21 protein-coding genes and 2 pseudogenes are annotated in these 24,279 nt (G+C 38.9%); 15 read left to right on the plus strand and 8 right to left on the minus strand.

The annotated features are described in order from the left end of the window. The 12 genes and pseudogenes from D8847_RS08450 to esaA form a co-directional block, all read left to right on the plus strand. Positions 1 to 432 (plus strand): annotated as a pseudogene (locus D8847_RS08450) (hypothetical protein); the annotation flags it as partial. A 3-nt stretch (positions 433 to 435) separates the two neighbouring features. Next, positions 436 to 1,242 (plus strand): hypothetical protein, encoded by an 807-nt coding sequence (locus D8847_RS08455; RefSeq protein ID WP_125841264.1) that lies wholly within the window; start codon positions 436 to 438, stop codon positions 1,240 to 1,242. Then, entirely contained in the window at positions 1,242 to 1,553 is a 312-nt protein-coding gene (locus tag D8847_RS08460; RefSeq protein WP_125841265.1) for a DUF4176 domain-containing protein, read from the plus strand. Before D8847_RS08455 ends, D8847_RS08460 begins: the two co-directional genes overlap by 1 nt. Positions 1,554 to 1,877: 324 nt before the next feature. Continuing rightward, on the plus strand, positions 1,878 to 2,273 hold the full coding sequence (locus tag D8847_RS08465) for a YwqH-like family protein (RefSeq protein WP_125841266.1): 396 nt from the start codon (positions 1,878 to 1,880) through the stop codon (positions 2,271 to 2,273). An 8-nt stretch (positions 2,274 to 2,281) separates the two neighbouring features. After that, positions 2,282 to 2,581 (plus strand): variable surface protein mvspG, encoded by a 300-nt coding sequence (locus D8847_RS08470; protein ID WP_033583729.1) that lies wholly within the window; start codon positions 2,282 to 2,284, stop codon positions 2,579 to 2,581. Further along, entirely contained in the window at positions 2,578 to 3,231 is a 654-nt protein-coding gene (locus D8847_RS08475; RefSeq protein ID WP_125841267.1) for a DUF4176 domain-containing protein, read from the plus strand. Before D8847_RS08470 ends, D8847_RS08475 begins: the two co-directional genes overlap by 4 nt. After that, the gene (locus D8847_RS08480; RefSeq protein ID WP_125841268.1) at positions 3,221 to 4,957 is read left to right on the plus strand and encodes a T7SS effector LXG polymorphic toxin; all 1,737 of its coding nucleotides are present in this window, start codon (positions 3,221 to 3,223) and stop codon (positions 4,955 to 4,957) included. The genes D8847_RS08475 and D8847_RS08480 overlap by 11 nt, the downstream gene beginning before the upstream one ends. Next, complete coding sequence (locus tag D8847_RS08485) at positions 4,954 to 5,676, plus strand: hypothetical protein (protein ID WP_125841269.1); 723 nt, start codon at positions 4,954 to 4,956, stop codon at positions 5,674 to 5,676. Before D8847_RS08480 ends, D8847_RS08485 begins: the two co-directional genes overlap by 4 nt. A 34-nt stretch (positions 5,677 to 5,710) precedes the next feature. Beyond that, the gene (locus D8847_RS08490) at positions 5,711 to 6,436 is read left to right on the plus strand and encodes a hypothetical protein (RefSeq protein ID WP_125841270.1); all 726 of its coding nucleotides are present in this window, start codon (positions 5,711 to 5,713) and stop codon (positions 6,434 to 6,436) included. Next, the gene (locus D8847_RS08495; protein WP_125841271.1) at positions 6,429 to 6,857 is read left to right on the plus strand and encodes a hypothetical protein; all 429 of its coding nucleotides are present in this window, start codon (positions 6,429 to 6,431) and stop codon (positions 6,855 to 6,857) included. Before D8847_RS08490 ends, D8847_RS08495 begins: the two co-directional genes overlap by 8 nt. 1 nt (position 6,858) lies before the next feature. Further along, positions 6,859 to 7,335, plus strand: a complete 477-nt coding sequence (locus D8847_RS08500; protein WP_125841272.1) for a DUF5085 family protein — start codon at positions 6,859 to 6,861, stop codon at positions 7,333 to 7,335. Between the two features lie 273 nt (positions 7,336 to 7,608). Beyond that, positions 7,609 to 10,296, plus strand: coding sequence for a type VII secretion protein EsaA (gene esaA, locus D8847_RS08505; protein ID WP_125841273.1), 2,688 nt, complete (start codon positions 7,609 to 7,611; stop codon positions 10,294 to 10,296). Positions 10,297 to 10,348: 52 nt separating this feature from the next. Here the strand turns inward: esaA and D8847_RS08510 are convergent. The 6 genes and pseudogenes from D8847_RS08510 to D8847_RS08535 all read right to left on the minus strand — a co-directional run bounded on the left by D8847_RS08510 (position 10,349) and on the right by D8847_RS08535 (position 17,260). After that, positions 10,349 to 11,687 (minus strand): annotated as a pseudogene (locus tag D8847_RS08510) (IS3 family transposase). Between the two features lie 67 nt (positions 11,688 to 11,754). Beyond that, entirely contained in the window at positions 11,755 to 12,741 is a 987-nt protein-coding gene (locus D8847_RS08515) for a LacI family DNA-binding transcriptional regulator (protein ID WP_125841274.1), read from the minus strand. A 9-nt stretch (positions 12,742 to 12,750) separates the two neighbouring features. After that, positions 12,751 to 13,551 carry a DUF1189 domain-containing protein gene (locus D8847_RS08520; protein WP_125841275.1) on the minus strand — a complete coding sequence of 267 codons (801 nt, stop codon included), beginning with the start codon at positions 13,549 to 13,551 and terminating at the stop codon, positions 12,751 to 12,753. A gap of 179 nt (positions 13,552 to 13,730) precedes the next feature. Next, on the minus strand, positions 13,731 to 14,573 hold the full coding sequence (locus D8847_RS08525; RefSeq protein WP_001065641.1) for a sugar ABC transporter permease: 843 nt from the start codon (positions 14,571 to 14,573) through the stop codon (positions 13,731 to 13,733). A 1-nt stretch (position 14,574) separates the two neighbouring features. Further along, complete coding sequence (locus tag D8847_RS08530; RefSeq protein WP_185757948.1) at positions 14,575 to 15,867, minus strand: sugar ABC transporter permease; 1,293 nt, start codon at positions 15,865 to 15,867, stop codon at positions 14,575 to 14,577. A 124-nt stretch (positions 15,868 to 15,991) separates the two neighbouring features. After that, on the minus strand, positions 15,992 to 17,260 hold the full coding sequence (locus D8847_RS08535) for an extracellular solute-binding protein (protein ID WP_125841277.1): 1,269 nt from the start codon (positions 17,258 to 17,260) through the stop codon (positions 15,992 to 15,994). A gap of 474 nt (positions 17,261 to 17,734) precedes the next feature. Here D8847_RS08535 and malQ point away from each other — a divergent pair, with 474 nt between their 5' ends. From malQ to D8847_RS10815, 3 genes are all read left to right on the plus strand, one after another. Beyond that, the gene (gene malQ / locus D8847_RS08540) at positions 17,735 to 19,252 is read left to right on the plus strand and encodes a 4-alpha-glucanotransferase (RefSeq protein ID WP_125841278.1); all 1,518 of its coding nucleotides are present in this window, start codon (positions 17,735 to 17,737) and stop codon (positions 19,250 to 19,252) included. Positions 19,253 to 19,276: 24 nt separating this feature from the next. Further along, a complete protein-coding gene (glgP, locus tag D8847_RS08545) occupies positions 19,277 to 21,535 on the plus strand; it encodes a glycogen/starch/alpha-glucan family phosphorylase (protein ID WP_125841279.1) in 2,259 nt (752 codons plus the stop codon). 216 nt (positions 21,536 to 21,751) lie between these two features. After that, entirely contained in the window at positions 21,752 to 21,958 is a 207-nt protein-coding gene (locus D8847_RS10815; protein ID WP_125841295.1) for a hypothetical protein, read from the plus strand. 109 nt (positions 21,959 to 22,067) lie between these two features. Here the strand turns inward: D8847_RS10815 and D8847_RS08555 are convergent, their stop codons facing one another. Together D8847_RS08555 and tyrS are read right to left on the minus strand one after the other, a co-directional pair. Next, positions 22,068 to 22,916 (minus strand): putative RNA methyltransferase, encoded by an 849-nt coding sequence (locus D8847_RS08555; RefSeq protein WP_125841280.1) that lies wholly within the window; start codon positions 22,914 to 22,916, stop codon positions 22,068 to 22,070. 54 nt (positions 22,917 to 22,970) lie between these two features. After that, entirely contained in the window at positions 22,971 to 24,227 is a 1,257-nt protein-coding gene (gene tyrS, locus D8847_RS08560) for a tyrosine--tRNA ligase (RefSeq protein ID WP_125841281.1), read from the minus strand. Positions 24,228 to 24,279: the final 52 nt, after the last annotated feature.

Consider the following 24,279-nt stretch of genomic DNA (forward strand, 5'->3'; position numbering starts at 1 on the left):
ACGAAGATAGGACTAAAGGACTATTCTATAACGGGTGAGTTCAGTCTAGCAGACAAAATTAGTTCAGGCTACGGGAGACTTGCGCCCAACCTTTCCATTGGCTTTGGCTATAAGAATCGCTCGGTTGAGGTTGGAACTAAGTCAGAGGATGGCTATCGCGTGACTTATGTGAAGGAACATAATCAGGTCAAACAAGACTACGCAACAGTTAAAACGACCACTGAAACAGGGGTGAGAAGTGTGGATCATCTACAAAGGACATTTGACTATGCCGCGGAACACCCCGTTGAGTCTATTGTCGCAGTTGTTGCTATAGTTGGTGCTGTAGCGTTTGCCCCTGCTGTAGGTGCTGCTTTTGGAAGTGTAAAACTAATAGAAGTTGCGATTGGTATCCTTATCGGAGTATCTATTTTTAATGATAAAGGGAAGTAATATATGAAATTAGTAAAAAAAATAGTCAGTTCAGCAACGGAGGATGTCTTACTTCAAATAGAGACTATTAGTCAGGTAAGTTATATCATATCATTAGTTATCGGAGTATTAGCAGTTTTTTTAGAACACCAACCTGAAACAAAAAGGTGGGGGATAATACTTGCTTTACTGATGTCGCTTGTAGTCATGTGGGTTTTATATCTACGTTTTGTCCTAAACAAGGTTATTTATCTAATGTTAAACGATGCTATTAATCTTAAACTCTATGAAGACATGTTCAGGGTTCAATCAGAAAAATCTATTAAGCCCTTTAGGGCAACATATCGTGAGTATCACCAATTTATCCAAGGTCAAGTAGCTTATCTAAAAGGAGATTTTCAAGCTGCTAAGGAAAATTTTACAAAAATTAATTTAAAAAAAGTTTGGAAGAGATTTAGTGCAGACATATTTCTAAGATTAACTTATGGTCAATTGTTGGTTTCCATCCATCTTCAAGATGAGCAAGACATTGCTTTCTTTGAGGAACAATTGTCCAAGGCGCCAGATTTTAAAGGAGGCAAAGCTAAACTAGTCGCCCAAACTCAAGCCATAAAAGATATTGTGTTCAATAAAGAAGTGAACGACTACTTCGACACTACCGAACCAGAAAATCGATTAGCTCGAATCATGTTTTCTTATTACGGCGCTCTCAATGCCCAGCTAAAAGGAGATGAAGCTCGTGCTCGTAGTTTGTTTGAAAGTATCGCCCGTGAAAATCCAGAACTCTTTTATGTTCAGGAAGCGAAGAAATATTTAGAAGGAGAAAACTGATGTCAGAACGTACTGCTTTACCGATTGGGAGTGTTGTTCGAGTGAGAGAAGGTGTGGAGCCTGTCATGATTGTTAATCATTGTCCAGTTACTGAAAAGGACGGCAAGCAAGGTTATTTTGATTTTGGAGCGGTCAGTCTACCACTAGGGCTTATTAATCAAAACATTATTTTCTTTAACAAAGAGGATATTGATGAAGTGCTCTTCTTTGGTTACATTGATCGTAGATTTCAAGACTTTTTGAGTCGTTATGATGAGGAAGTCTCAAAAATCAGCTATGACCACTTCACCATAGAAGACTTCAAAAAATGACATACAAATCCTAGGATTTCATTCTAGGATTTTCTATATGGTGAGAAAATGTTATAATGAAGATTAAGTAGAATGGTCACTGGTGAAATTTGCCCATCCAGACCTGACAATAGCTTACTCTGCAATTGGGGATATGGTTGGCATCGGCAATCCTTCACGCTTGAACTTGCTAAGAGCCTTTCCCCAAAAGTTAACTATAGGAGTTCTCACTTTTGGGGATTGATTCAAAGGGAGTAAGTTTAATCATAAGGATATGTATATGGGTTGTTGATTCTAAGCAAAATATGCTAAAATGAAGTACAGTTTATAAAAAGGAGAAGGGAAATGGGGTCGTATTATAAACAAATTGCGGCTAGATTTCGTCGACAAGCTACTGAAGCTCAAAGAGAAAAAAGTGTAGTTGACGGGAAAATATCTAGATTAAGAAAAGCTAGCAGTAGTTTAGCAAGTGAGATACAGTCTATTGATAATCGTGCAAGATCTTTAGGTCAGATTCTTCCTTTAGATTCCTCTAGTTTTAAGGGGAGTCGTCAGCAAGATTTTGAAGGTCATTTTTATCATTTAGGAACGAATATTACTAATTTTCGAGATAGCCATAACAATAATAAAACTGCTATTGAGGATAAGATACGTAGTCTGGAAACTCAATCAAGTGAACTACAGTCTGCAATAGCATCTTATTATCATCAGGCTCGTGTCTATGAATATATGGAGGATTAGGGAGAGAAATGGTAGATACAGGTGTAAATCAATCCAGTTGGAACACTATTACAAGAGATGTTTCTACATCAACTAAAGGAATCGGTAAACTAAGTGATATGCGGTTTAGTCGCACAGATCTTACCCCTTTTACCACTTTTAATGACGTTTTGGAGCACTTTAACAAGTCTATTGTTACTTTGAAAAATTTTACCAGCTCAGATGCTCTAAAAATGGAACAAGCAGGACAGAATAAGATAGATGATGACGCGCATGAAGCAGGAGCTATCGCAGCAGGAGCTATTGCATCAGGAGGGGTGCTACCATGAAGGAAGAACAAATGATTTTATTCGCCCGAGCTTTGTCTAGATGTAACCTGTCTGAAAAGGATCAGGAAGTATTGACAGCGGTAGCGATGACCTTATCAGGACATCCGGATGTTTTTAGGGCGTGTTATATAGCTTTTATGAATGACGAGCCTAGTTATCATTATCATCCAATGATAGGGGCGCCGTTGGAGTTTTTCTATGAAAAAGAACTCGTGCGGATTCGGCGTCTCCAAGAAGAAGTCACCTTACCTCGTTCAGTTTTTATCCAGTATGCTTCCTATGTGGATCTCTGTTTAAGTCGTATCTATCCTTTGGGTAGTGTTGTCGAACTTGATCGTGAGCTTCTTCCTAAGGACTTGGTTACATCATTTGAAAGCGAGCAGATGGACTTTTTTGTAGTTCTTTCAGGTCGTCGAGTTGATTTGGCAAACGGACATTATGTGGACTACATTGGTCATGGCTATCCATTTGGATTACGCTTTGACACTTCCCCCTTGTTTTTAAGCAATCTCTTGATTAAGAGAGTAGTATCAGAAGGGTATTCGGATACCGTGGATGAACACTACTGCCAAGAAGCTCTGCGTAAGGACTATCTAGACGCAGGACTGATTTCCAGTGTTTACGCAGAGGAGGAAGTGAATGAAGATTGATGTATCCGAAGTTCGAGTTCAAAAAGAGTTGTTAGTTATTTCGGTAAATAGTATCAAGGAACAGCTATCTGTTTCGAGAAGCCGTCTATCAGAGGTCGTTTCAACCGATAGCCTCAAAGGGGCAGTGAAGGATGCCATTAACCAGAAGGTGACCAACTATCAGATACCACTGGTTGATAACTATGTCAATGCCCTAGATAGCATTGTCAGTCGCTATGATGGACTTGTGAAGCTCTTTCAAGACACGGTGTCAGAGACCGACAACAGTGCCATTATTAAGACAGAATACCTAGAACGCATCAAGCAACGGATGAAAGATCCGATCGAGGGATTGAAGAGCAGTTCCAGTAAGACTAAAAATATCTATGCAGGGATAAGTGATATCCTAACGTTAACGAATCCTAGTTTGGATAGTGTGAACACGAGCTATAATCAAGCAGTCAAGAGTTTAGATGATACCATAAAGAACATGGAAGCTTTTAATAGTGTTCTTCTAAAAACAGATACCTTTGACCTTATCGATATGCAAAATAGTGAAATCGCAACACTATCAGGTTATGCCCCTCTTCCGTATGGGAACCCCGCATTGAGAAATTATTATAATCGAACTCAGTTTAAAAACTCAGTTTCAGAGATTCACACAGCTATCCATAGCAACTCCAAAGCTGTGAAGTACCAAAATGCTCTTGCAAAACAGCTTGCCGAGTCTAAGTATAGTGGGACGGTGGCCGAAAATGAGAACTTAATAGATTCATTATTTAATGTTTATAAAAATGTCACAAAGAGTGATTTATATAAAAATAGTAAGGACTATAAAAAACATTTAAAATCTATTTTGCCAGCTTTATATGCGTTGTATCGTTTTAGTCAAAATAAAAAAGGAGATACCATTGTTCTTAAAGAGACAACAAAATTTGGAAAACTTCTAGATAATTATTTTGAAGTTACCAAGAAGTTAAGTGGCAATCGTACCTATAAGGTTGTTCAATATAAAAATGGTGGTGTTCCACAGACCTTCAAATCCATAATGAAAAAGCTAGGCTATACTAAATATAATGAAGAGTTGAGTAAGGTTTTCAAATCTTTTACAGATACAACTCGATTTAGTACCAAAGTGGCAAGTGTCGGAAAATCAATTGTGTCTACCACTGGAAGCCTATTGAAAGAAGAGTTTATTAAAGAGATTACTTTCAAAGGTGCTGGTAAAGGACTGTGGAATTTAGGAAAGGCAGGCGCCTCTGGAGGATTTAAAGGTTTAGTTAAGTCTGCTACAGATAGCTTTAAAAATTACAAAGAAGGTTTTAAATCCGCTACGAAGTTTGGTAAGTTTTTAAAAGGAGCAGCGGTTGTTGGTGTTGCTTTAGATGTAGTTGATACTTTTTCAAAAATCAGCGATAATAAACAAGAGGCCAAACGTCAAGGTCTAAGAGGAAATGAAGTTAAGGCCAGTGTGGCAACAGGTTTTGTGATAGATGCGGCCAAGGCGGCTGGAACAACTGTTGCAGCAGCTGCCGCAGCGAGTGCTGGGGCTGCATTAGCAGGTGCTGGGCTAAGTCTATTAGGTGTTGCGACAGCCCCTGTTTGGTTAACTGGAGCAGCAGCAATCGCAGCAAGTGCAGGTGCGGTTTGGGTTGCAAATAAACTTAACGATAGTTTTCATATAACTGATAATCTTAAAAAAGGAGTCAATAGCCTGATAAAAGGCATGAGAGGATGGTTTAAATGATACTGGAACGAATAAAAAAAACTTTTGAATTTCAACGAAGTAAAATACAAGGACCAGTTCCCCTTTGGGGAGTATTAAATGGGATTTTTATTTTATATCCTTTAGTTTTTTTACCATTTTGGGGCTTAGGTTTAGGCTTAGAGGTTCTAAAAAATCCATCCTTATACAAATTTCTAGTAATTGCTGGCATTGTTACTTGGATTTTAAATCTGGTTTTCTTATTGGACCTTAAGCGAGGGATTTTAACGAGTTTTGGGACTTATCTAATGTATCTGACGGGTCATGTTTATACGATCGTTGATTTTGCTGCTATGAGTGGGGACTATAGCTTTATTGGCTTAAAACTTTCCCTCCCCCTTATCTATGCCCTTGTGATTATTATCGTCATGAGCTGTTTGGTTGACTTGGACTCTAAAGAAATTATCTCGGAGAAGGCAGGCAAAATTATGCTTAATTTTGTAATGGGGCCGATAATGATTTTAGCTCTTTGTTTTATTTTATTGGGATTTTTTGGATATGATTTTTTAATGGGATGGGGAATATCTTTATTCTTAATGATTTTTGGACAATTTCTGTACGCAACTTGGTTTTATATTATCTATGCTTATCAACACCGCAATGATGTCGAAGAAACAACCCCAATCAGGCATATAGGAGTATCTTCAGATATGATCCAAAATAAGGAGTTTGATAGGGATAGATTTAGAAAGGAAAAGTGAATATACAAGCTGCCGAGATGAGAGGATGGTTTAAATGATTATTGAAAGAATCAAAAAATATTTTGAGTTTCAAAGAAGTAGAATAAAGGGACCAGTTCCTCTTTGGGGCGTATTAAATGGGATTTTTATTTTATATCCTTTGGCATTTTTTATGTTTATGGCAGGAGGGTTAGAGGTTCTAAAAAATGAGGACTTATATCAAGGGTTGCTTATTACAGGGATTGTTGTCTGGGTTTTAAATCTAGTATTTTTACTGGATCTTAAGCGAGGGATATTAACTAGTTTTGGAACCTATCTCATGTATCTGACTGGTCATGTTTATACTATTATTGGATTTAGTAGTTTGAGTGGGGACCATAGCTTTATTGTTCTAAAGTTATCTCTCCCCTTTATCTATGCCATTGTAATTATTATCGTCATGAGCTGTTTGGTTGACTTGGACTCTGAAGAAATTATCCCGGAGAAGGCTGGAAAAATTATGCTTAATTTTGTAGTGGGACCGATAATACTTTTATCTCTTTGCTTTATTTTTCTAGCTATCATTGGATATGATTTTTTAATGGGGTGGGGAGTATCCTTATTGTTAATGATTTTTGGCTCTGCTTTATACCAAACATGGTTTTATATTATCTATGCCTACCAACATCGTCATGATATTGAGGAAACAAGACCAATCAAGCATATAGAAGTGTCTTCGGATTTGATTCAAAATAAAGAATTTGATAAAAATAGATTTAAAAAGGAAAAGAAACATGATTAAAGAAGTCCAAATTCATATGGAACATTTGATGACAGACCAGGTCCAGATTCAAGCGGACGAACTATTGGAGTTGTTTGTCCACACAGAACTCTTACCCTATACCAATGGCATCTATAAAGATGGTCCGACCATTTTTGAAATGACTCCAACTCAATTTGACGAAGAAGAACAGGACGTTACCCTTTATATACCTGTCATTTCAGAAACAGACTCAACGAGCCAACTAAGGTACCAAGCTAGTTTAAATATTGAGGGTATCAGCAAACGTGTGCCATTTGAGGATGGCTTGGACCAGTCCATCTACGAGATGAAGGATTACATCAGAGAGCACGGTTGGGAGTTGCAAGACAAGTTGTATCTGGTCTTGATTCCAGTTTATGATGATTTGTTTGTAGATTTGATTATCCCAGTGGAGAAGTAAAATGGCAGAAATTAGATATGGTATGAATCAATCATTAATGATGAGTAATGTCTTAAGTGTCGATTACAACATTACTGGTGATGAAATTGCAGTAGCCTTTCAAGATATGGTTCAAACAGCCGTAGCAGCTGGATATACACCTAAAAGCAATCCATTTTACTCATGTCCTCATATCGGAGAGTTGGATGATGGGACATACAACATCACAGTTTATCTTCCCGTTCATGAGGATTATTTAGGAGAGAATGAATTACTGGAAGGGACAGCTTATAACAGTTATTTTTTAGTTCCTCAAATGGTAGGAGCTAGAGTTACTGGGGAGGAAGCAGTCAACTTTGATAAGGCTATATACGGCTTAACCAATTTATTGATCGACAATGACTTAGAAGAATCTACACCCGTATTTTATATTTCAAGTAAGATAAATGATGTTTTATATACAGATATCATGGTAGGGATACGAGCTAAAAAAGATTAAAAATTGGTAGAGACCAAAAAGAAGGAAGTCTCAAAAATCACCTATGACCATTTCACCATAGAAGACTTCAAAAAATGACATACAAATCCTAGGATTCTATTCTAGGATTTTCTATATGGTGAGAAAATGAAATACCTAAAATTTAGTATATAGGTCGGTGCATAAGCAAGTTACGAATTGGTAAGTTTTATTAATATAATAAAGATTATAAGCCCTCCTTGCCTGACTCTAGTATTCGTGGTATAATAAAGAGATAAATGAGAGAGGTTAGCTATGAAAAAAATAATTATAGGTAGTAGTGTTTTTGTAACTTTGTTGGTTGGTTCAGGAGCAACATTTATTTATTTAAAGAATCAAGAGATTTCTGTAACGAATAAGGTTAACGATCGTAAATTGAATATTGCTCTGGTAAATGAAGATGCTGGAGGCGTATTAAATGGCAACGCCTATAATCTAGGAAATGATTTCACAAATTTATTATCAAAAGAGAATACAAATCAATGGACTGTCATGACTCGTAATGTTGCTGAAAATCNATTTGAAAATGGGTCGGTTGATGTAATTGTTTATATCGAACAACAGTTTTCAGAAAAAATAGCTCAACTGGAAAGTTTTAATCCTGATAGAGCAAAGATAACATATAAAACGAAATCAAATTTAGACCCAGTTAAATCTAAGAATGTTGAGTTACGAGTAGGCGAGTACCTTAATACTATTAACCAAAATGTTATAAAAATGTATTTTTCAAGTGTTATCAATAATCTAGATGATGCTAAAAGAAATGTTGATAATATTGTAAATGAACAGTCTGGAACGCATTCAAAAATTTCTCAATATATCTATGGTCCGTCAAACGAAGCAAGTCAGTCTATGTTAAGCACTTTGGAATTAGCTTCAAATCTACAGAAAACGAATTCGTCTTATGAAGATTCTCAAAAGGCTTTTTCTGATTCTGTTGTTAGCCTTTTAAATAATACAGGAATCGGATTAGAAAAACAACTTACGGAAGTTAAAACTTATTTTGATTTTCAGAAGGATATATTTGAAAAGAATGTCTTAACAACCAATAGTACCTTGAAAGAACAGCATGAAGAAAATTCTAAAATTATAGATGGTTTAAATGATTCGGTGCTTAAATCATTGTATCAATTTGGAAATAGTACAGATGAGGAAAAATCTGAACAAGCTAAACTAGAAGATTTAGTAGTTGATTATCATAAGGTTATTGTTGATTATCAAGGTAAAATAAAAGATAGAAAATCTGAATTTGAACATCTTAAAACAGAATTAGAAGAAGAGAAAAAGAAAATATCACTCTTTTACTTTGGTAAAGAAGATGTTGATTTAAAATCGAACCTTACTTCGGATGCTAAAGCAACACTTGTAGATCAGATTAATAAAAGTTTGATTACTGAAAATCATTTGCCTGAAACCTATCAAAATTTGATTCGTTCAAATCTAACAGATATTAGTATTGAATCAACTGATTACCAAACTTTATTTAGTAAATTGGAGAAACTCAATGTCCTAACAGCTGATCAAGTCAAAGAATATAATGAAAAAATAGATTTACTTAAGAATTATACTAAATTTGATAAGAAGGCCACCTCTATAAGTGGATTACCTATTTTTGAATTTTTATCGATTGAAAATGATAAGCTCGATAAAGTAACAGAAACTATGGAATTGACAGTTAAATTGCCCCAGGCTGAGTCTGAAACTGTCGAAGCTTCTGTGACAAAACCATCCAGTAGTTTGCCTGAATCATCAACGGTAGTTGAGGGTGGCGGAGATTCTAGCAGTTCTAAAGGGACAAAATATTTATCTCCTAAAGCTAAAATTTATGTTACAGGAAATGCTACTTTAGTTGGAGGAGAGCAAACTATAACAGATGATAAGCTTTATACTATGACGGTTGAATATACTTTAGAACCACATTATGGGAAAAATGAAATTTCATTTGAAGTACACATTGGTGAAACTACAATTCCTGTCAAGAAAACTATTTATCGTAGCGATAAAGAAGAGTCAGATGTTTTAGTGAAAAAAGATTTAAAACATATTCTTGATAAATTAAGCAAAATCGATCGTACAACTGGTATGATTCAAGCAATTTATGGAAGTCCAAGTAGCTCCTCTATTAATTTTTCTGCCTTATCACCAGATTCTGTTTACAATATGTATGGTAATATCAGTCGTGACGATATAGTGACTCAGTTGTCAGAAGATCAAGTTGCTAAGTTTAAAGAGTCAGGTATGGCTTTGTTGGAACAAATTCAAAACTCTTTGGAGTCATTAGAAAAATCAAGTGACACATTGCCTGAATTGGCTGAAGCTGAGTTACCAAATGATTATTTCAAAAATCAAATTACAAACTTAGCTGATTGGTATAACAATTCGATTAAGACCTTATCAACCGAGTACGATAAGTGGAAGGAAACGAAAGCGAAACAATTGGAAGTGACGGGTACAGCTTCAGATGCTAATAGTGGAATATTAATCAATGATAGTGAGTCATCAAATCGCTTATATAGTTCAATTGAATCATTAGTGTCTACAACTTCTACTGGATCAAAAGAAACTAGTCAAAATCATGAAGCGGTTGGAACTATGAAGGATCAGTTTACTCAATTTGTTGACCAAGTTCAGACTATTAAAGGTAATGTTGATAAGACTATTTCAACTACGAATGATTTGATATCTAATGAAGCAGAAGTTATTCAAGGGAATAGAGACTACGCAGAGTCCTTTAAAACTGTTATGAAGAATATTCGTGATGGTGGAACGACCAATCAAAATGTGATGAATTTTTTATCTAATCCAATTGAAACTAAAAAAGAAACATATGAAGCGCCAATTTCAGTGGATAATAACAGAGTATGGGTTATTTTAGCGATTATTTTATCAGCAATTTCATCAGCAGGAATCACATATTGGTTGACAAAAGAAAAAGGCAAATAATGTAGATAATAACCCTCAAAATGTACTGACCCCAAAAAGTTAGACAAATAATTTAAGCGAAGGATTTAGTTCTGTATTGCACAGGGCTAAGTCCTTTTAGTTTGACCTTAATTCGTTTGTTGTTGTAGTAATCAATATAGTCCACAATAGCTTGTTCCAATTGCTTAAGCGACTGAAACGCCTTCTCATAACCATAAAACATTTCCGATTTCAAAATGCCAAAGAAAGATTCCATCATACCGTTGTCTGGGCTGTTGCCCTTGCGCGACATGGGTGGCTGAATTCCCTTACTCTCTAAAAACCTGTGATAAGAATCGTGTTGGTATTGCCATCCTTGATCACTATGGAGACTCGTATTCTCATAGTATTTCTCTGTAAAGGTCTGCTCCAGCATAGCTTTCACTTGTTCTAAATTAGGAGAACAAGAAAGATTATAGGCGATAATTTCGCTATTAAAGCCATCTAAAACAGGCGATAAATACAATTTCTGTGTGCTATTTGGAATGGCAAACTCTGTCACATCCGTATAGCACTTTTCCATTGGCCTTGATGCTTCAAACTGACGTTGAATCAGGTTGTCTGCTTTCTTACCAATCTCTCCTTTGTAGGAAGAATACTTTCGTTTCCGACGAATTCGAGCACTTAAACCAAGGACCTTCATCAGACGTTGAACTTTCTTATGATTCACTGTAAAACTACGATTTCTTAGTTCAAGAGTAACTCTACGATAGCCATAATTTCCTTTATGGTCATTATAAATGGCCTGAATTTCGATTTTAAGCTCTTTATCTTTGTCAAGCCCATCTAGTTGCTTCAACTGATAGTAGTAAGTTGAGCGAGGTAAACGAGCCGCTTCAAGAAGTAAATCTAGTCGAAATCCTCCTGAAGCCATTCTTCTAACTGTCTCTACTTTTCTCGCTCTAAGGCTTCGTCCCTTTCCTCTAACTCTTTTAACATTTTTAGGTAAGCCACCTCAGTCCGTAAGCGTTCATTCTCCTCTTGGAGTCGCTCTAGTTCTGTCATTTCTTCCGTTTACGTCCCATTTTAGGTACTCTCCCTCTTATTTTCTCAACAATAGTATACCCGTTTTTCTTGTATTGTGCTAGCCAGTTAAGAAGTATCGTACGACTTGGGAGGCCGTATTCAAGAGAAACTCTATCTTTAGTCCAGCCTTCATGTAAGACTTTATTAATCATTTCTTGTTTTAATTCAGGGGAATAGTAACGATTTTTTCCTTTTTTGACGAACTCCATTCCGTAACGATCAATCAATTTAATCATGTACCTAAGATTAGAATTGTTTATCCCGAATTTATTTGAAAGCTTCTCTAAGCTATATCCTTGTTTTCTTAGTTCATAGATTTGAACTTTATCTTCATAACTCAATTTCATAATAAAACACCCCAAAAGTTAGATTTTTCTGTCTAACTTTTGGGGTGCAGTTCACTGGGGCTGGTCTTTATTTTTCGATAATTTTGTGTCCAATCAACTGGCGGTAACAAATCTGTTTATTGTTTTTGGCATCGTTAATAATCTGGAGAATGGTTTCAAAGGAAACGCGTCCAAGTTCCAGGCTATTGATATCCACATAGGCTGCCAAGTTCAGTTTAGGGTTGACCGAGTCAAAGCTGAGGACAGGGACATCCAGTTGGTGTTTTGCGATGTAATCACAGACCCCTGCAGCAAGAAGGCTATCAATAGTAATAATAGCATCAATATTTGGATCATGTTCGAAGAGAAGTTTACTAAAGCGATAACCATTATCTTCAAGAAATTCGGTCGCAAAGTAGGTCAGATTTGGATCAATAGGAAGTTGGTATTGTTTAAGAGCTAACTCATAACCCATTAGACGATCTTGTGTTACGAAAAGTTTTTTGGTTCCTCCGATGAAGGCAATTCGCTTGCATCCTTTTTTGATGAAATATTCTGTTGCATCAAAACCTGCCTGGACATTGTCATTATCAACAAGAGGGATAAAGGGTGAAGTAGATTTTCCGAGAATGAGGAAAGGGAATTGCTCATCTGCTACTAGCTTAACCAAAGGATCTTCTTCTTGGGCATAGAGGAAAATCAAACCATCTACACGCTTACCATAGACCATCTGGGAAATAGCTTTGAGACGTTCTTTCTCATCTTTTCCCGTTGCAATCTGGATAGCGTAGTGGTTTTCAGACGCGACTTGGGCAATCCCTCGTAGGACAGATGGGAAGAAAGGATTTTGGTAAAAGGCATCCGAGTCATCAGGGAGCACCAGGCCGATAACCTGAGTATAGCTACTTACCAAGCTACGAGCATTGAGGTTGGGATGGTAGTTGAGCTCCTTCATAGCCTTGCGAACTCGTTTTTTGGTTTCATCACTAATCGTTGATTTGTTTTGAATAACGCGGGTAACAGTGGAAGGTGAGACACCTGCTGCCTTGGCCACGTCTTTAATCGTAACGGGCATAAAAATCTCCTATTTATGATAATCTGGATCACGGAAGTGTGTCTTGTAAAAAATGGTGACCAGATAAAGAACAAAAAGAATGTTTTGTACAGTGATAAGGGTTGCCATATTTTGGCCGAAAAGTCCCAAAATAAGCGTAATCAGAGTGGGCAATCCTAAACAGTTCAAGATAAAATGGTAGCACTCTTTAAAGGTCCTAAATGAAAAGAGGCGTGATCTTTTGGTGATATAAAGGAGAAAGCTAGCTCCAAGAGAGACAATGAAGAAATTTAATCCAAAGAGGAAGCTTGCACCAAGAACGAGAAAGAGACTGATATAGACCCGGTTTTGTTGGTACCAGTCTTTAGAAATGGCCTGGGTTAAATCTTCCTTGCTCTGGAAACTCTCCGTTTGAATCGCGTGGTAGCGAATACGAGTCAGCTCTTTACTTTCCTTGCTGATGACAAGTTCTTCCGTATCAAAATGAAGTTGTAAGTCCTTTGGCAGTTCTTTGCTTTGGCTTGGACCAAGCAAAAGAGAAGGTTGCTGATTCTTCGTACCTGAGTAGTTCAGCTTTCCATCTACGATTTGTGTATTCTCTGACAAGTCCATGATGGCTTCATCTGTCAGTGGAGTGTAGACATTGTCGATAAAGGTATCCAGTGGGTACGTTTCCTGTGAGCTGTTTTGAATGGCAATCGGAATCATGGACAAACTGATGAGGAAAATGCTAGTAAAGAAAAGCTGAAACCAGTTAAGTCCGAAACGTTTTGATAGGGGCTTACGAAATCCCCAGATACTAGAGAAATACGAGAATGGATATGGAAGCATAGGCATCTTTCTAAAAGTGTTTTCTATATGAGTATTATTATATAGAGAAATGTGCTTTATTTCAAGTCTAGTAAATCAATTCCTTATTGAAAGATAGTTTCAATAAGATTTGTAGAAGGGTGTCCAATCTTGTAGCTGTAGCAACATGCTCCAAAATGAAAAAGGGTGGCGGGGATAGATTATCCCTTGTCGCCACCACTTGTAAGTCCTGAAACAAAGTTCTTTTGTAGGAAGAAGAAGAGAATACAGATTGGAAGGGCGATGAGGATAGCACCTGCTGAGAAGTAGGCAATCTTCATGTTTTTCACATTGCTAACGAAGGTTTGGAGACCAACGGCAACAGTAAAGTATTCTTTCTCACGAAGCAAGAAACTAGAGAGGATATAATCCCCGAAAGGTCCCATGAAGGCCCAAAGAGCTTGTACAGCCACCATTGGGCGAACAAGAGGGAGAACGATTTGCCAGAAGCGACGGAAGTGTCCTGCACCATCTAGTTTCGCAGATTCGTCAAGAGACATTGGCACGGTATCGAAGTAACCTTTCATGAGCCAAGCATTCATCGGAATACCTCCTCCGACGTAGAGGAAGATGAGGAACCAGCTATGGTTAAGAGCGTTCAACATAAGCGCCATAACGAAGAAGGCGGTCAATGCGGCCATGGTTGGCACCATTTGAATGATCAAGAAGAAGACCAAACTTTGCTTACGAGCCAAGAAGTTGTATCGGCTGTAGGCATAACCAGCCAGTACGATGATACTTGTTTGAACAACCATGGTAATCAAGGCGATAATCAAGGTATTGAGATACCAAGTGCCGTATAAGGTTTCAGTAAAGAGTCCTTTAAAGTTATCAAAATTGAAGTCGATGTTGGTATCGAGTTTAAAGGCTGCGACGTTACCTGCTTTAAAGGCTGACATGATGGTAATCAAAAGTGGATAGATAATCACGATTGATAGGCCAATCAAGTAGAGGTAAGTGAGGGTTTGAGTCAGTCTACGTTTGAGTTTGATTGAGTTATTCATCTTAGACGTCCTCCATATCAAATGCGTGTAGTTTCTTGAATGCGATCATAGAGATAGAGATGACAATGATTGAGATAATTAAGGTAACAGCTGCCGCCATAGAGTATTGAGGAGATGTACCTGTTGTCAAACGGTAAATCCATGAAATCAAGATATCAGTTGAACCGGCTCCGCCTCCGACAGTACCAGGCCCTCCATCATTAAAGAGATACATGATAGAGAAGTTGTTAAAGTTGAAGGTGTATTGGCTGATCAATGTTGGTGCTGCAACAGCCAAAATCATAGGGAAAGTGATGTTGCGGAATTTTTGCCAAGCATTGGCCCCATCGATGTAAGCCGCTTCGTAGAGGTCGTTAGGAATAGACTGCAAGATACCCAAAGTCAAAACGTAAATGTATGGGAATCCTAGCCAACCTTGCATCATAATCAAGGCAACCTTCGTCCAAGTTGGATTTGTTTTCCAAGGGATAAGAGCTCCATCTAGGAAAGGAAGAACCTTAGACAAAAGAGGCAAGACTTGGGTGTTGATGGCACCGACACTATCATTAAACATGTTTGAGAATGTCAAGATAGTGATGAAGGCTGGAACTGCCCAAGGAAGAAGGAAAATAACACCAAAGATACGTTTTCCTTTGATAAATGGTTGGTTGGCAATGATGGCTGTAAAGATACCAATGACAATCTGCAAAGTAGAAGCAGCCAAGGCCCAGATAATGGTCCAAGAAAGAACAGAACCAAAGGCTGAACGGAAGGTGCTCAAGCTCCAGATGTTTGTGAAGTTCGTCAAACCAACCCAGTCCAACAATTTGTTTGGTGGCAAGTGTTGGAAGTCATAGTTGGTAAAGGCGATCATCAAGGTTACGATAACAGGGAAGATAATCGCAAATGTCATCGCTACATACGATGGGATGATTAAAAGGTATGGGAACCCATTTTCATAAACGCCCTTAACCATATCCTTGAAGGTACGAGCTACAGGAATACCGTTGTTGATACGTTTAGCAGTCGTATGTGCATCTTTGATATTAAAGATATAAAAGAGTAAGTAAACGACAACAAAGATAGAGTGAAAAGCACCACGAATCAGCATGAAAAGTGAATTGTCACGACCAGGTTTGTCACCAAGTGTGATCAAATTGCTCAATTCAGGGCTTGCAAGTGTTAGAAAATACAGAACAAATAAAACAGTAACACCAAGGAAAATAAATCCTTTAGCTTTTTGTTTGTTATAGATTTGTCCTAAACCAGGAATGATTGACAGCAAGGCTGCTTTGCGAGGCTGTTGTTTTTCCATGATTACTCCTTTCATAGGATGCGAGATAAAACTCAGATTCAATCGTAAGATACATACAACTGATAAGAAGCGTATCTATAAATTCAAAGGGGGATTTTGCTTCCACCCCCCTTGAACAAATCAATTATTCACCAAATTTTTGTTTGATTGTTTCCTTGATCAATGTTACAGCATCGTTAGCAGCTGTTTTCGCATCTTTCTTACCACTTACAGCTTCAAAGAGCATTGTTTTAGCTGGGTCCCAAACAGCTGACATTTGTGAGATGTTTGGCATTGGTTGAGCGTTCTTGAACTGTTCAATCACGGCTGTTGTCAACTCATCTTTTTTGCCTTCAGCATAAGTGCGAGCTTCAGTGTTGGCTGGGATTTCATTTGTAGCGTCGTAGAACGCTTTTTGTTGTTCAGTTGATACAAGGAAGTCTACAAATTTTTGAGCTCCTTCAAGGTTCTTAGTGCTTGCTGGGATAACCCAAGCTTTACCACCACCAAATGTTTCGTAGTTTTTACCGTTTGGAAGAGTTGGGATAGTCGCAACACCGTAGTTTACTTTAGCATCTTTGAATGCTTGAGCTTTCCAAGGACCATCGATGATAGCAGCAGTTTTACCTTCTTGGAATTGAGTTTGAATTAAGTTTGGAGCTCCTTCAGTATCTTGCATACCTTTTGGCCATTTTTCGTACCAAGATTTAGCGTAGTTGATAGCTGTGATGGCACCTTCGTTTGCAAGTCCGATATCTTTAGGATCTTTACCATTTTGGCCGAATACGTAAGCACCGTTACCAGCAAGAAGTCCGTATGAGTAGTAGAAGTTTGTCCAGTCAGCTAGGAAGGCAGTAGTTTTACCATCTTCACCAGCAAAAGCGTATTTGCTATCTTTAGCAAGGTTTTCTAAATCAGCAAAAGTTTTAGGAGCTTCTTTTAGCAAGTCTTTATTGTAGTACAAAACGAGTGATTCGATAACGGCTGGAGCACCATATACTTTACCACCAACAGTTACAAGAGATTTTGTTTTGTCATCGGTCTTTGCACCATCACTAAGAGTAACTTCTGAAAGTTGTCCGTCAGTACCAAGGCTACCTACACGGTCGTATGGAGCCATCATAACATCAGCAGCCTTACCAGATTGGTTGTCAAGTGAAAGGTTATCAAGACCACCCATTTGGTCACCTGTTTTGATAGTAACTTTTACGCCAGATTCTTTTTCATAAGCTTTTGCAGCTGATTCAGCGAAGGCTTTATATTGGTCTTCAACGTAGAAAGTGAGTTCTTGTGCTTCTGAAGAGCTAGTATCAGCTGCTTTGTCAGCAGATTTGCTTCCGCAAGCTACCAAGAGCAAGCTAGCGAGAGTAGCAGTTCCGAGCACAGCAGCGCTCTTCATGAATTTAGATGACATAGTGTATTCCTCCTAAAGAATAACAGTATAATTTATTTAGAAAACGCAAACGTTTTCTTTTATGAGCTTAGTATAGCACAAATAGAAAACGGTTGCAAGCTTTTTTAAAAAGTTTTTTAAAAAAATTTTAAGGTTTCAAACATTTGTTAAAGCCCTTATATAGGAAAGAACTTAAAACGCTTGTTTTTCTTGAATAGGAAATATATTAGGGAAACGATTGCGTAAATCCGGCTCGGTTTTTCAGAAAATAAAGCAGATATTGGGAATGAATTATCTTAAATTAGAAAATCTTTAAAAATTTTTTCGCTTATTTCATAAAATATCAGTGGGAACAAGTTTTGTTTGATTAAAATAATTCAAAAAAATTTTTTAAAAACGCTTGCATTTGTGTTTGAAATACGCTATACTTAATTTAACGCAAACGTTTGCGCCTTGATTACGCAACGTTTTATAACAAACACATGAGGTGCTATTATGAAAAAACGTCAAAGTGGTGTGTTGATGCACATCTCTTCTCTGCCAGGAGCATACGGGATTGGATCATTTGGCCAGACTGCCTATGATTTCGTTGATTTCTTGGTTCGTACGAAGCAACGTTACTGGCAAATCCTCCCTCTTGGGACAACAAGCTATGGAGATTCTCCATACCAATCATTCTCGGCCTTTGCTGGAAATACGCATTTTATCGACCTTGATATCTTGGTAGAGCAAGGCTTGCTCGAAGCCAGTGATCTTAAAGGTGTTGACTTTGGTAGCGATGCATCTGAAGTTGACTATGCGAAGATTTATTATGCACGTCGTCCACTTTTAGAAAAAGCAGTGAAACGCTTCTTGGAAGTGGGTGATGTCAAAGATTTTGAGAAGTTTGCTAAAGACAACCAATCATGGCTCGAACTCTTCGCAGAGTATATGGCTATCAAAGAGCATTTTAACAATCTTGCTTGGACAGAATGGCCAGACGCAGATGCTCGTGCTCGTAAAGTTTCGGCGCTTGAAAGCTACCGTGAGAAATTGGCAGACAAGTTGGTTTACCATCGTGTGACTCAATACTTTTTCTTCCAACAATGGTTGAAATTGAAAGCTTACGCTAACGATAACCACATCGAAATCGTTGGAGACATGCCTATCTATGTAGCGGAAGATTCAAGCGACATGTGGGCAAATCCACACCTCTTCAAGACAGATGCCAATGGTAAAGCAACTTGCATCGCAGGATGCCCACCAGATGAGTTTTCTGCCACTGGTCAGCTTTGGGGGAACCCAATCTATGACTGGGAAGCGATGGACAAAGACGGGTACAAATGGTGGATTGAACGCTTGCGCGAAAGCTTCAAAATCTACGATATCGTTCGTATCGACCACTTCCGCGGTTTCGAATCTTACTGGGAAATTCCTGCTGGTTCCGATACAGCAGCACCTGGTAAATGGGTGAAAGGTCCAGGCTACAAACTCTTCGCAGCCGTTAAGGAAGAGCTTGGTGAGCTAAACATCATCGCAGAAGACCTCGGTTTCATGACAGATGAAGTCATCGAGTTGCGTGAGCGTACTGGCTTCCCAGGGATGAAGATTCTTCAATTCGCCTTCAACCCAGAAGACGAAAGTATTGATAGCCCACACTTGGCACCTGCCAACTCTGTTATGTACACAGGAACACACGATAACAATACGGTTCTTGGTTGGTACCGTAATGAAATCGACGATCCAACTCGTGAATACATGGCTCGTTATACGAACCGTAAAGAGTATGAAACAGTGCCACACGCAATGCTTCGCACAGTTTTTTCATCTGTTAGCTTCATGGCTATTGCAACTATGCAAGACTTGCTAGAACTAGATGAGTCAGCTCGTATGAACTTCCCATCTACTCTTGGCGGAAACTGGTCATGGCGTATGACAGCAGACCAACTCACACCAGCTGTTGAAGAAACTTTGCTTGACTTGACTACAATTTATCGCCGAATCAATGAAAATTTGGTAGAATTAAAGAAATAAGACATTATCAGGAGACACATAAACATGTTACCATTAAACGAATTTGTACAAAAACGTTACAATAAAACCATTGCAGAATGTAGCAATGAAGAGCTTTACCTTGCTCTTCTTAACTACAGCAAGCTTGCTAGCAGCCAAAAACCAGTCAACACTGGTAAGAAAAAAGTTTACTACATCTCAGCTGAGTTCTTGATTGGTAAACTCTTGTCAAACAACTTGATTAACCTTGGTCTTTACGACGATGTGAAGAAAGAACTTGCTGCTGCAGGTAAAGAGTTGATCGAAATCGAAGAAGTAGAATTGGAACCATCACTTGGTAACGGTGGTTTGGGACGTTTGGCAGCCTGCTTTATCGACTCAATCGCTACACTTGGTTTGAATGGTGACGGTGTTGGATTGAACTACCACTTCGGTCTTTTCCAACAAGTTCTTAAAAACAACCAACAAGAAACGATTCCTAACGCTTGGTTGACAGAGCAAAACTGGTTGGTACGCTCAAGCCGTAGCTACCAAGTGCCATTTGCACACTTCACATTGACATCTACCCTTTACGATATCGATGTACCTGGTTACAAGACAGCTACTAAAAACCGCTTGCGTTTGTTTGACTTGGATTCAGTTGATTCTTCTATCATCGAAGATGGTATCAACTTTGACAAGACAGATATCGCTCGCAACTTGACTCTCTTCCTTTACCCAGACGATAGCGACAAGCAAGGTGAATTGCTCCGTATCTTCCAACAATACTTCATGGTTTCAAACGGTGCGCAATTAATCATCGACGAAGCAATCGAAAAAGGAAGCAACTTGCATGACCTTGCGGACTACGCAGTTGTACAAATCAACGATACTCACCCATCAATGGTGATTCCTGAATTGATCCGTCTTTTGACTGCGCGTGGTATCGAACTTGATGAAGCAATCTCTATCGTTCGTAGCATGACTGCCTACACTAACCACACAATCCTTGCTGAAGCCCTTGAAAAATGGCCTCTTGAATTCTTGGAAGAAGTGGTTCCTCACTTGGTACCAATCATCAAAGAATTGGACCGCCGTGTTAAAGCAGAATACAAAGACTCAGCTGTTCAAATCATCGATGAGAATGATCGTGTACACATGGCGCACATGGATATCCACTACGGATACAGCGTAAACGGGGTTGCAGCTCTTCACACTGAAATCTTGAAGAACTCAGAGTTGAAAGCTTTCTACGACATCTACCCAGAAAAATTCAATAACAAAACAAACGGTATCACATTCCGTCGTTGGCTCATGCATGCCAACCCAAGACTGTCTCACTACTTGGATGAGATTATTGGCCGTGGTTGGCACCATGAAGCAGATGAGCTTGAAAAACTCTTGTCATACGAAGACAAGGCTGCTGTTAAAGAAAAATTGGAAAGCATCAAGGCTCACAACAAACGTAAATTGGCTCGTCACTTGAAAGATCACCAAGGTGTGGAAATCAATACAAACTCTATCTTTGATATCCAAATTAAACGTCTTCACGAGTACAAACGCCAACAAATGAACGCTTTGTATGTCATCCACAAATACCTTGATATCAAGGCTGGTAACATTCCTGCTCGTCCAATCACAGTCTTCTTTGGTGGTAAAGCAGCTCCTGCCTACACAATCGCCCAAGACATCATTCACTTGATCCTTTGCTTGTCAGAAGTGATTGCAAATGATCCAGAAGTAGCTCCACACTTGCAAGTGGTTATGGTTGAAAACTACAACGTTACTGCAGCAAGCTTCCTCATCCCAGCATGTGACATCTCAGAACAAATCTCACTTGCTTCTAAAGAAGCTTCAGGTACTGGTAACATGAAATTCATGTTGAACGGAGCCTTGACTCTTGGTACTATGGACGGAGCTAACGTGGAAATCGCTGAGTTGGTTGGCGACGAAAATATCTACATCTTCGGTGAAGATTCAGAAACTGTTATCGACCTTTACGCAAAAGCAGCTTACAAATCAAGCGAATTCTACGCTCGTGAAGCTATCAAACCATTGGTTGACTTCATCGTGAGTGACGCTGTTCTTGCAGTAGGCAAGAAAGAACGCTTGGAACGTCTTTACAACGAATTGATCAACAAAGACTGGTTCATGACTCTCCTTGACTTGGAAGACTACATCAAAGTCAAAGAGCAAATGCTTGCTGACTACGAAGATCGTGACGCATGGTTGGATAAAGTCATCGTTAACATTTCTAAAGCAGGATTCTTCTCATCTGACCGTACAATCGCTCAGTACAATGAAGATATCTGGCACTTGAACTAAGATACAAAATTTATACTAATCGCTTTTTTGAATGATGTGGATTTTAGCCAATCAGGTCTAAAAAGAGATAAATCATAGATACGTTGAAGTTTTAGAAATACTGCTTTTCACTGTATTTCAGTCTCATGATTCTTCGCAGTTGATGACCTCATATTTCTTGTATCCGCTTACAATTTGTATTATAATAGCATTGTGGTGAAGAAAGAAGGTGTTTTTATGTGGAAAAAATATTTTTCAAAATATAAATGGACTGATTTATTTTGGATACTATTTGTGATTTTGTCATCCCTCTTGACGGGGAATCGTACTCTTTTTCCACTTACCCATCAAGAAATCTCTTATCATGGGTGCTATTTGGGGATTACACTTGCCTCATTTCACTTATTATTCATTGATAAATTTGTCATTTCGAATCGAAAATAAATGGAGAGGTTAAAATTTTTTCCACTTTTCGGATAGACAGTTGAAAAATCGCGATTTAAACCCGCACCTCAAAAAGAGGTGCGGGTTTTGTAGTATCTCCAAAACTGGCTTACAGTGCTTTTCCAACCAGAATCTCTGCTTCGATGGTAATCTCCGTCAGTTGATTCCAGTCAATCTTGGTCTGGTCAACATGAAAGAGAAGGGGTGTCATGGAAAGCAGGGCTTGGCGTTGCTCTGCTGTGATAGGTTTTGTTAAGGAAGCAATCTGGCGAGATTGGATGCTGAAATGTTCCTGGAAATGTTCCTTGATATCTTGGTTGGAATAATCCTTCTTTGTCAGCTGGTCCTGCACCATTTGACGGATTTCCTTGAGGTGATTTTCAGTCGGGATGACCTTGATCAAGATACCATCTTTGGATAGAACACGACGGAATTCCCCATAGTTGGCAGGCGAAAAGATATCAAGCAGGATATCCATGCTGGTGTCTTTTATAGGAAGGCGAGCTAGGTCACCGACAAACCAATTGACTGCCCAGTTTGGTTCGCTTTTGGCTGCAATTTGGACCGAGTCTTTTGAAATATCGAAGGCGTAGAAGGTTTTGTTGGAGTGGGTTTCTTGGAGTTTGCGAGAGTAGAAGCCTTCGCCACAGCCGATGTCCAAGACAGTTTTTGCAGATGATTTAGTCGCTAGTAGGTCAGAAATACCTTCTAAGATAGCCTGATAAAAGCCAGCTTCTAGGATTTGCTGGCGATTTTGGAAATTTTCTTTGTCATAGTTGGCAGATTGCTTGATTTGAGGTGCTAGATTGACATAGCCGAATTTTGCTAGGTCAAAAGAATGACGATTGCTGCACTTGAGACTAGTTTCTACCAAGGTCAGTCTTTCTTGGCAAACGGGGCAGGCAAAGGCGCTAGCAGATGCAAAGCGCTGGAGTTTTGGTTTGAGGTTTGTATTCATAGTTTTAGTCTAGCAAAAAAAGGACTGGATGGCAAATGCCCCCAGTCTTCTTTTTTAGTATGTAAGAACGAAGTATTTTTTCTTCCCGCGGCGGATAACAGTTAGTTCGTTTTCTAACTTATCTGCGTCACTCAAGACATAGTCAAGGTCTTGGATACGGTCGCCGTTGACGTAGATGGCTCCATTTTGAACATCTTCACGGGCTTGGCGTTTTGAATTCACCACACCAGATGACACGAGGAGTTCCACGATATTGTGGTTTTCGTCTGCCTGTACTTGGTAGTTTGGCACACCACGAAGTCCTTGTTTGAGTTCTTTGACAGAAAGGTTTTTGATGTTTCCTGCAAAGAGTTGCTCTGTGATATTGAGGGCTTCCTTATAGGCTTCTTCACCGTGGACAAGTGTTACGACTTCACGAGCGAGGACTTTTTGAGCCAAGCGTTCATGTGGAGCCGCTTCAAACTGTTTGCGGATCTCTTCAATCTCATCAAGTGACAAGAAAGTAAAGATCTTCAAGAAGCGAACAGCGTCAGCATCCATGACGTTCATCCAGAATTGGTACATTTCGTATGGAGAAGTCTTTTCAGGATTGAGCCAGACTGCATTTCCTTCAGATTTACCAAATTTCTTACCAGTTGCGTCTGTGATGAGTGGAACAGTAATAACGTGACCAGTCTTGTCAGCCTTACGACGAAGCAATTCGGTACCTGCGGTCATATTTCCCCACTGGTCAGAACCACCGATTTGTAGCGTTACGTTGTGCTCTTGGTTAAGGACGTAGAAGTCATACCCTTGCATGATTTGGTAGGCAAACTCAGTGTAAGAAATCCCTGTTTCAATCCGTTTCTTCACAGACTCCTTGCTCATCATGTAGTTGACAGTGAAGTATTTTCCGACATCACGAAGGAAGTCAATGAAGCTGATGCTGCCAAACCAGTCGTAGTTATTGACCATGACAGCTTTATTTTCCCCATTTTCAAAGTCAAGAAAACGAGAAAGTTGTCCTTGGATAGACTTGACCCAGCCATTTACTGTGTCTTTTGTTTGGAGACTACGTTCAGCATCTTTGAAGGACGGATCTCCGATGAGACCTGTAGCACCGCCAACGAGCGCATAAGGTTTGTGACCTGCTAGTTGCAAACGACGACTTGTCAAGATTGCGACAAGGTGGCCTAGGTGAAGGCTGTCAGCGGTTGGATCGTAGCCAGTATAATAAGAAACTTGACCTTCTTCTAGGGCTTTGCGCAAAGCTTCTTCATCAGTCGTTTGAAAAATCAAACCACGCTCTTTTAGCTCATCAAAAATGTGCATGTGTCTTTTCTCCTTTATAAAATATTGTTTCTACCTATTGTATCACAAACTT

It is taken from the genome of Streptococcus mitis (genome assembly GCF_003942795.1).
In the GTDB taxonomy this organism is placed as follows: Bacteria; Bacillota; Bacilli; order Lactobacillales; family Streptococcaceae; genus Streptococcus; species Streptococcus mitis_BJ.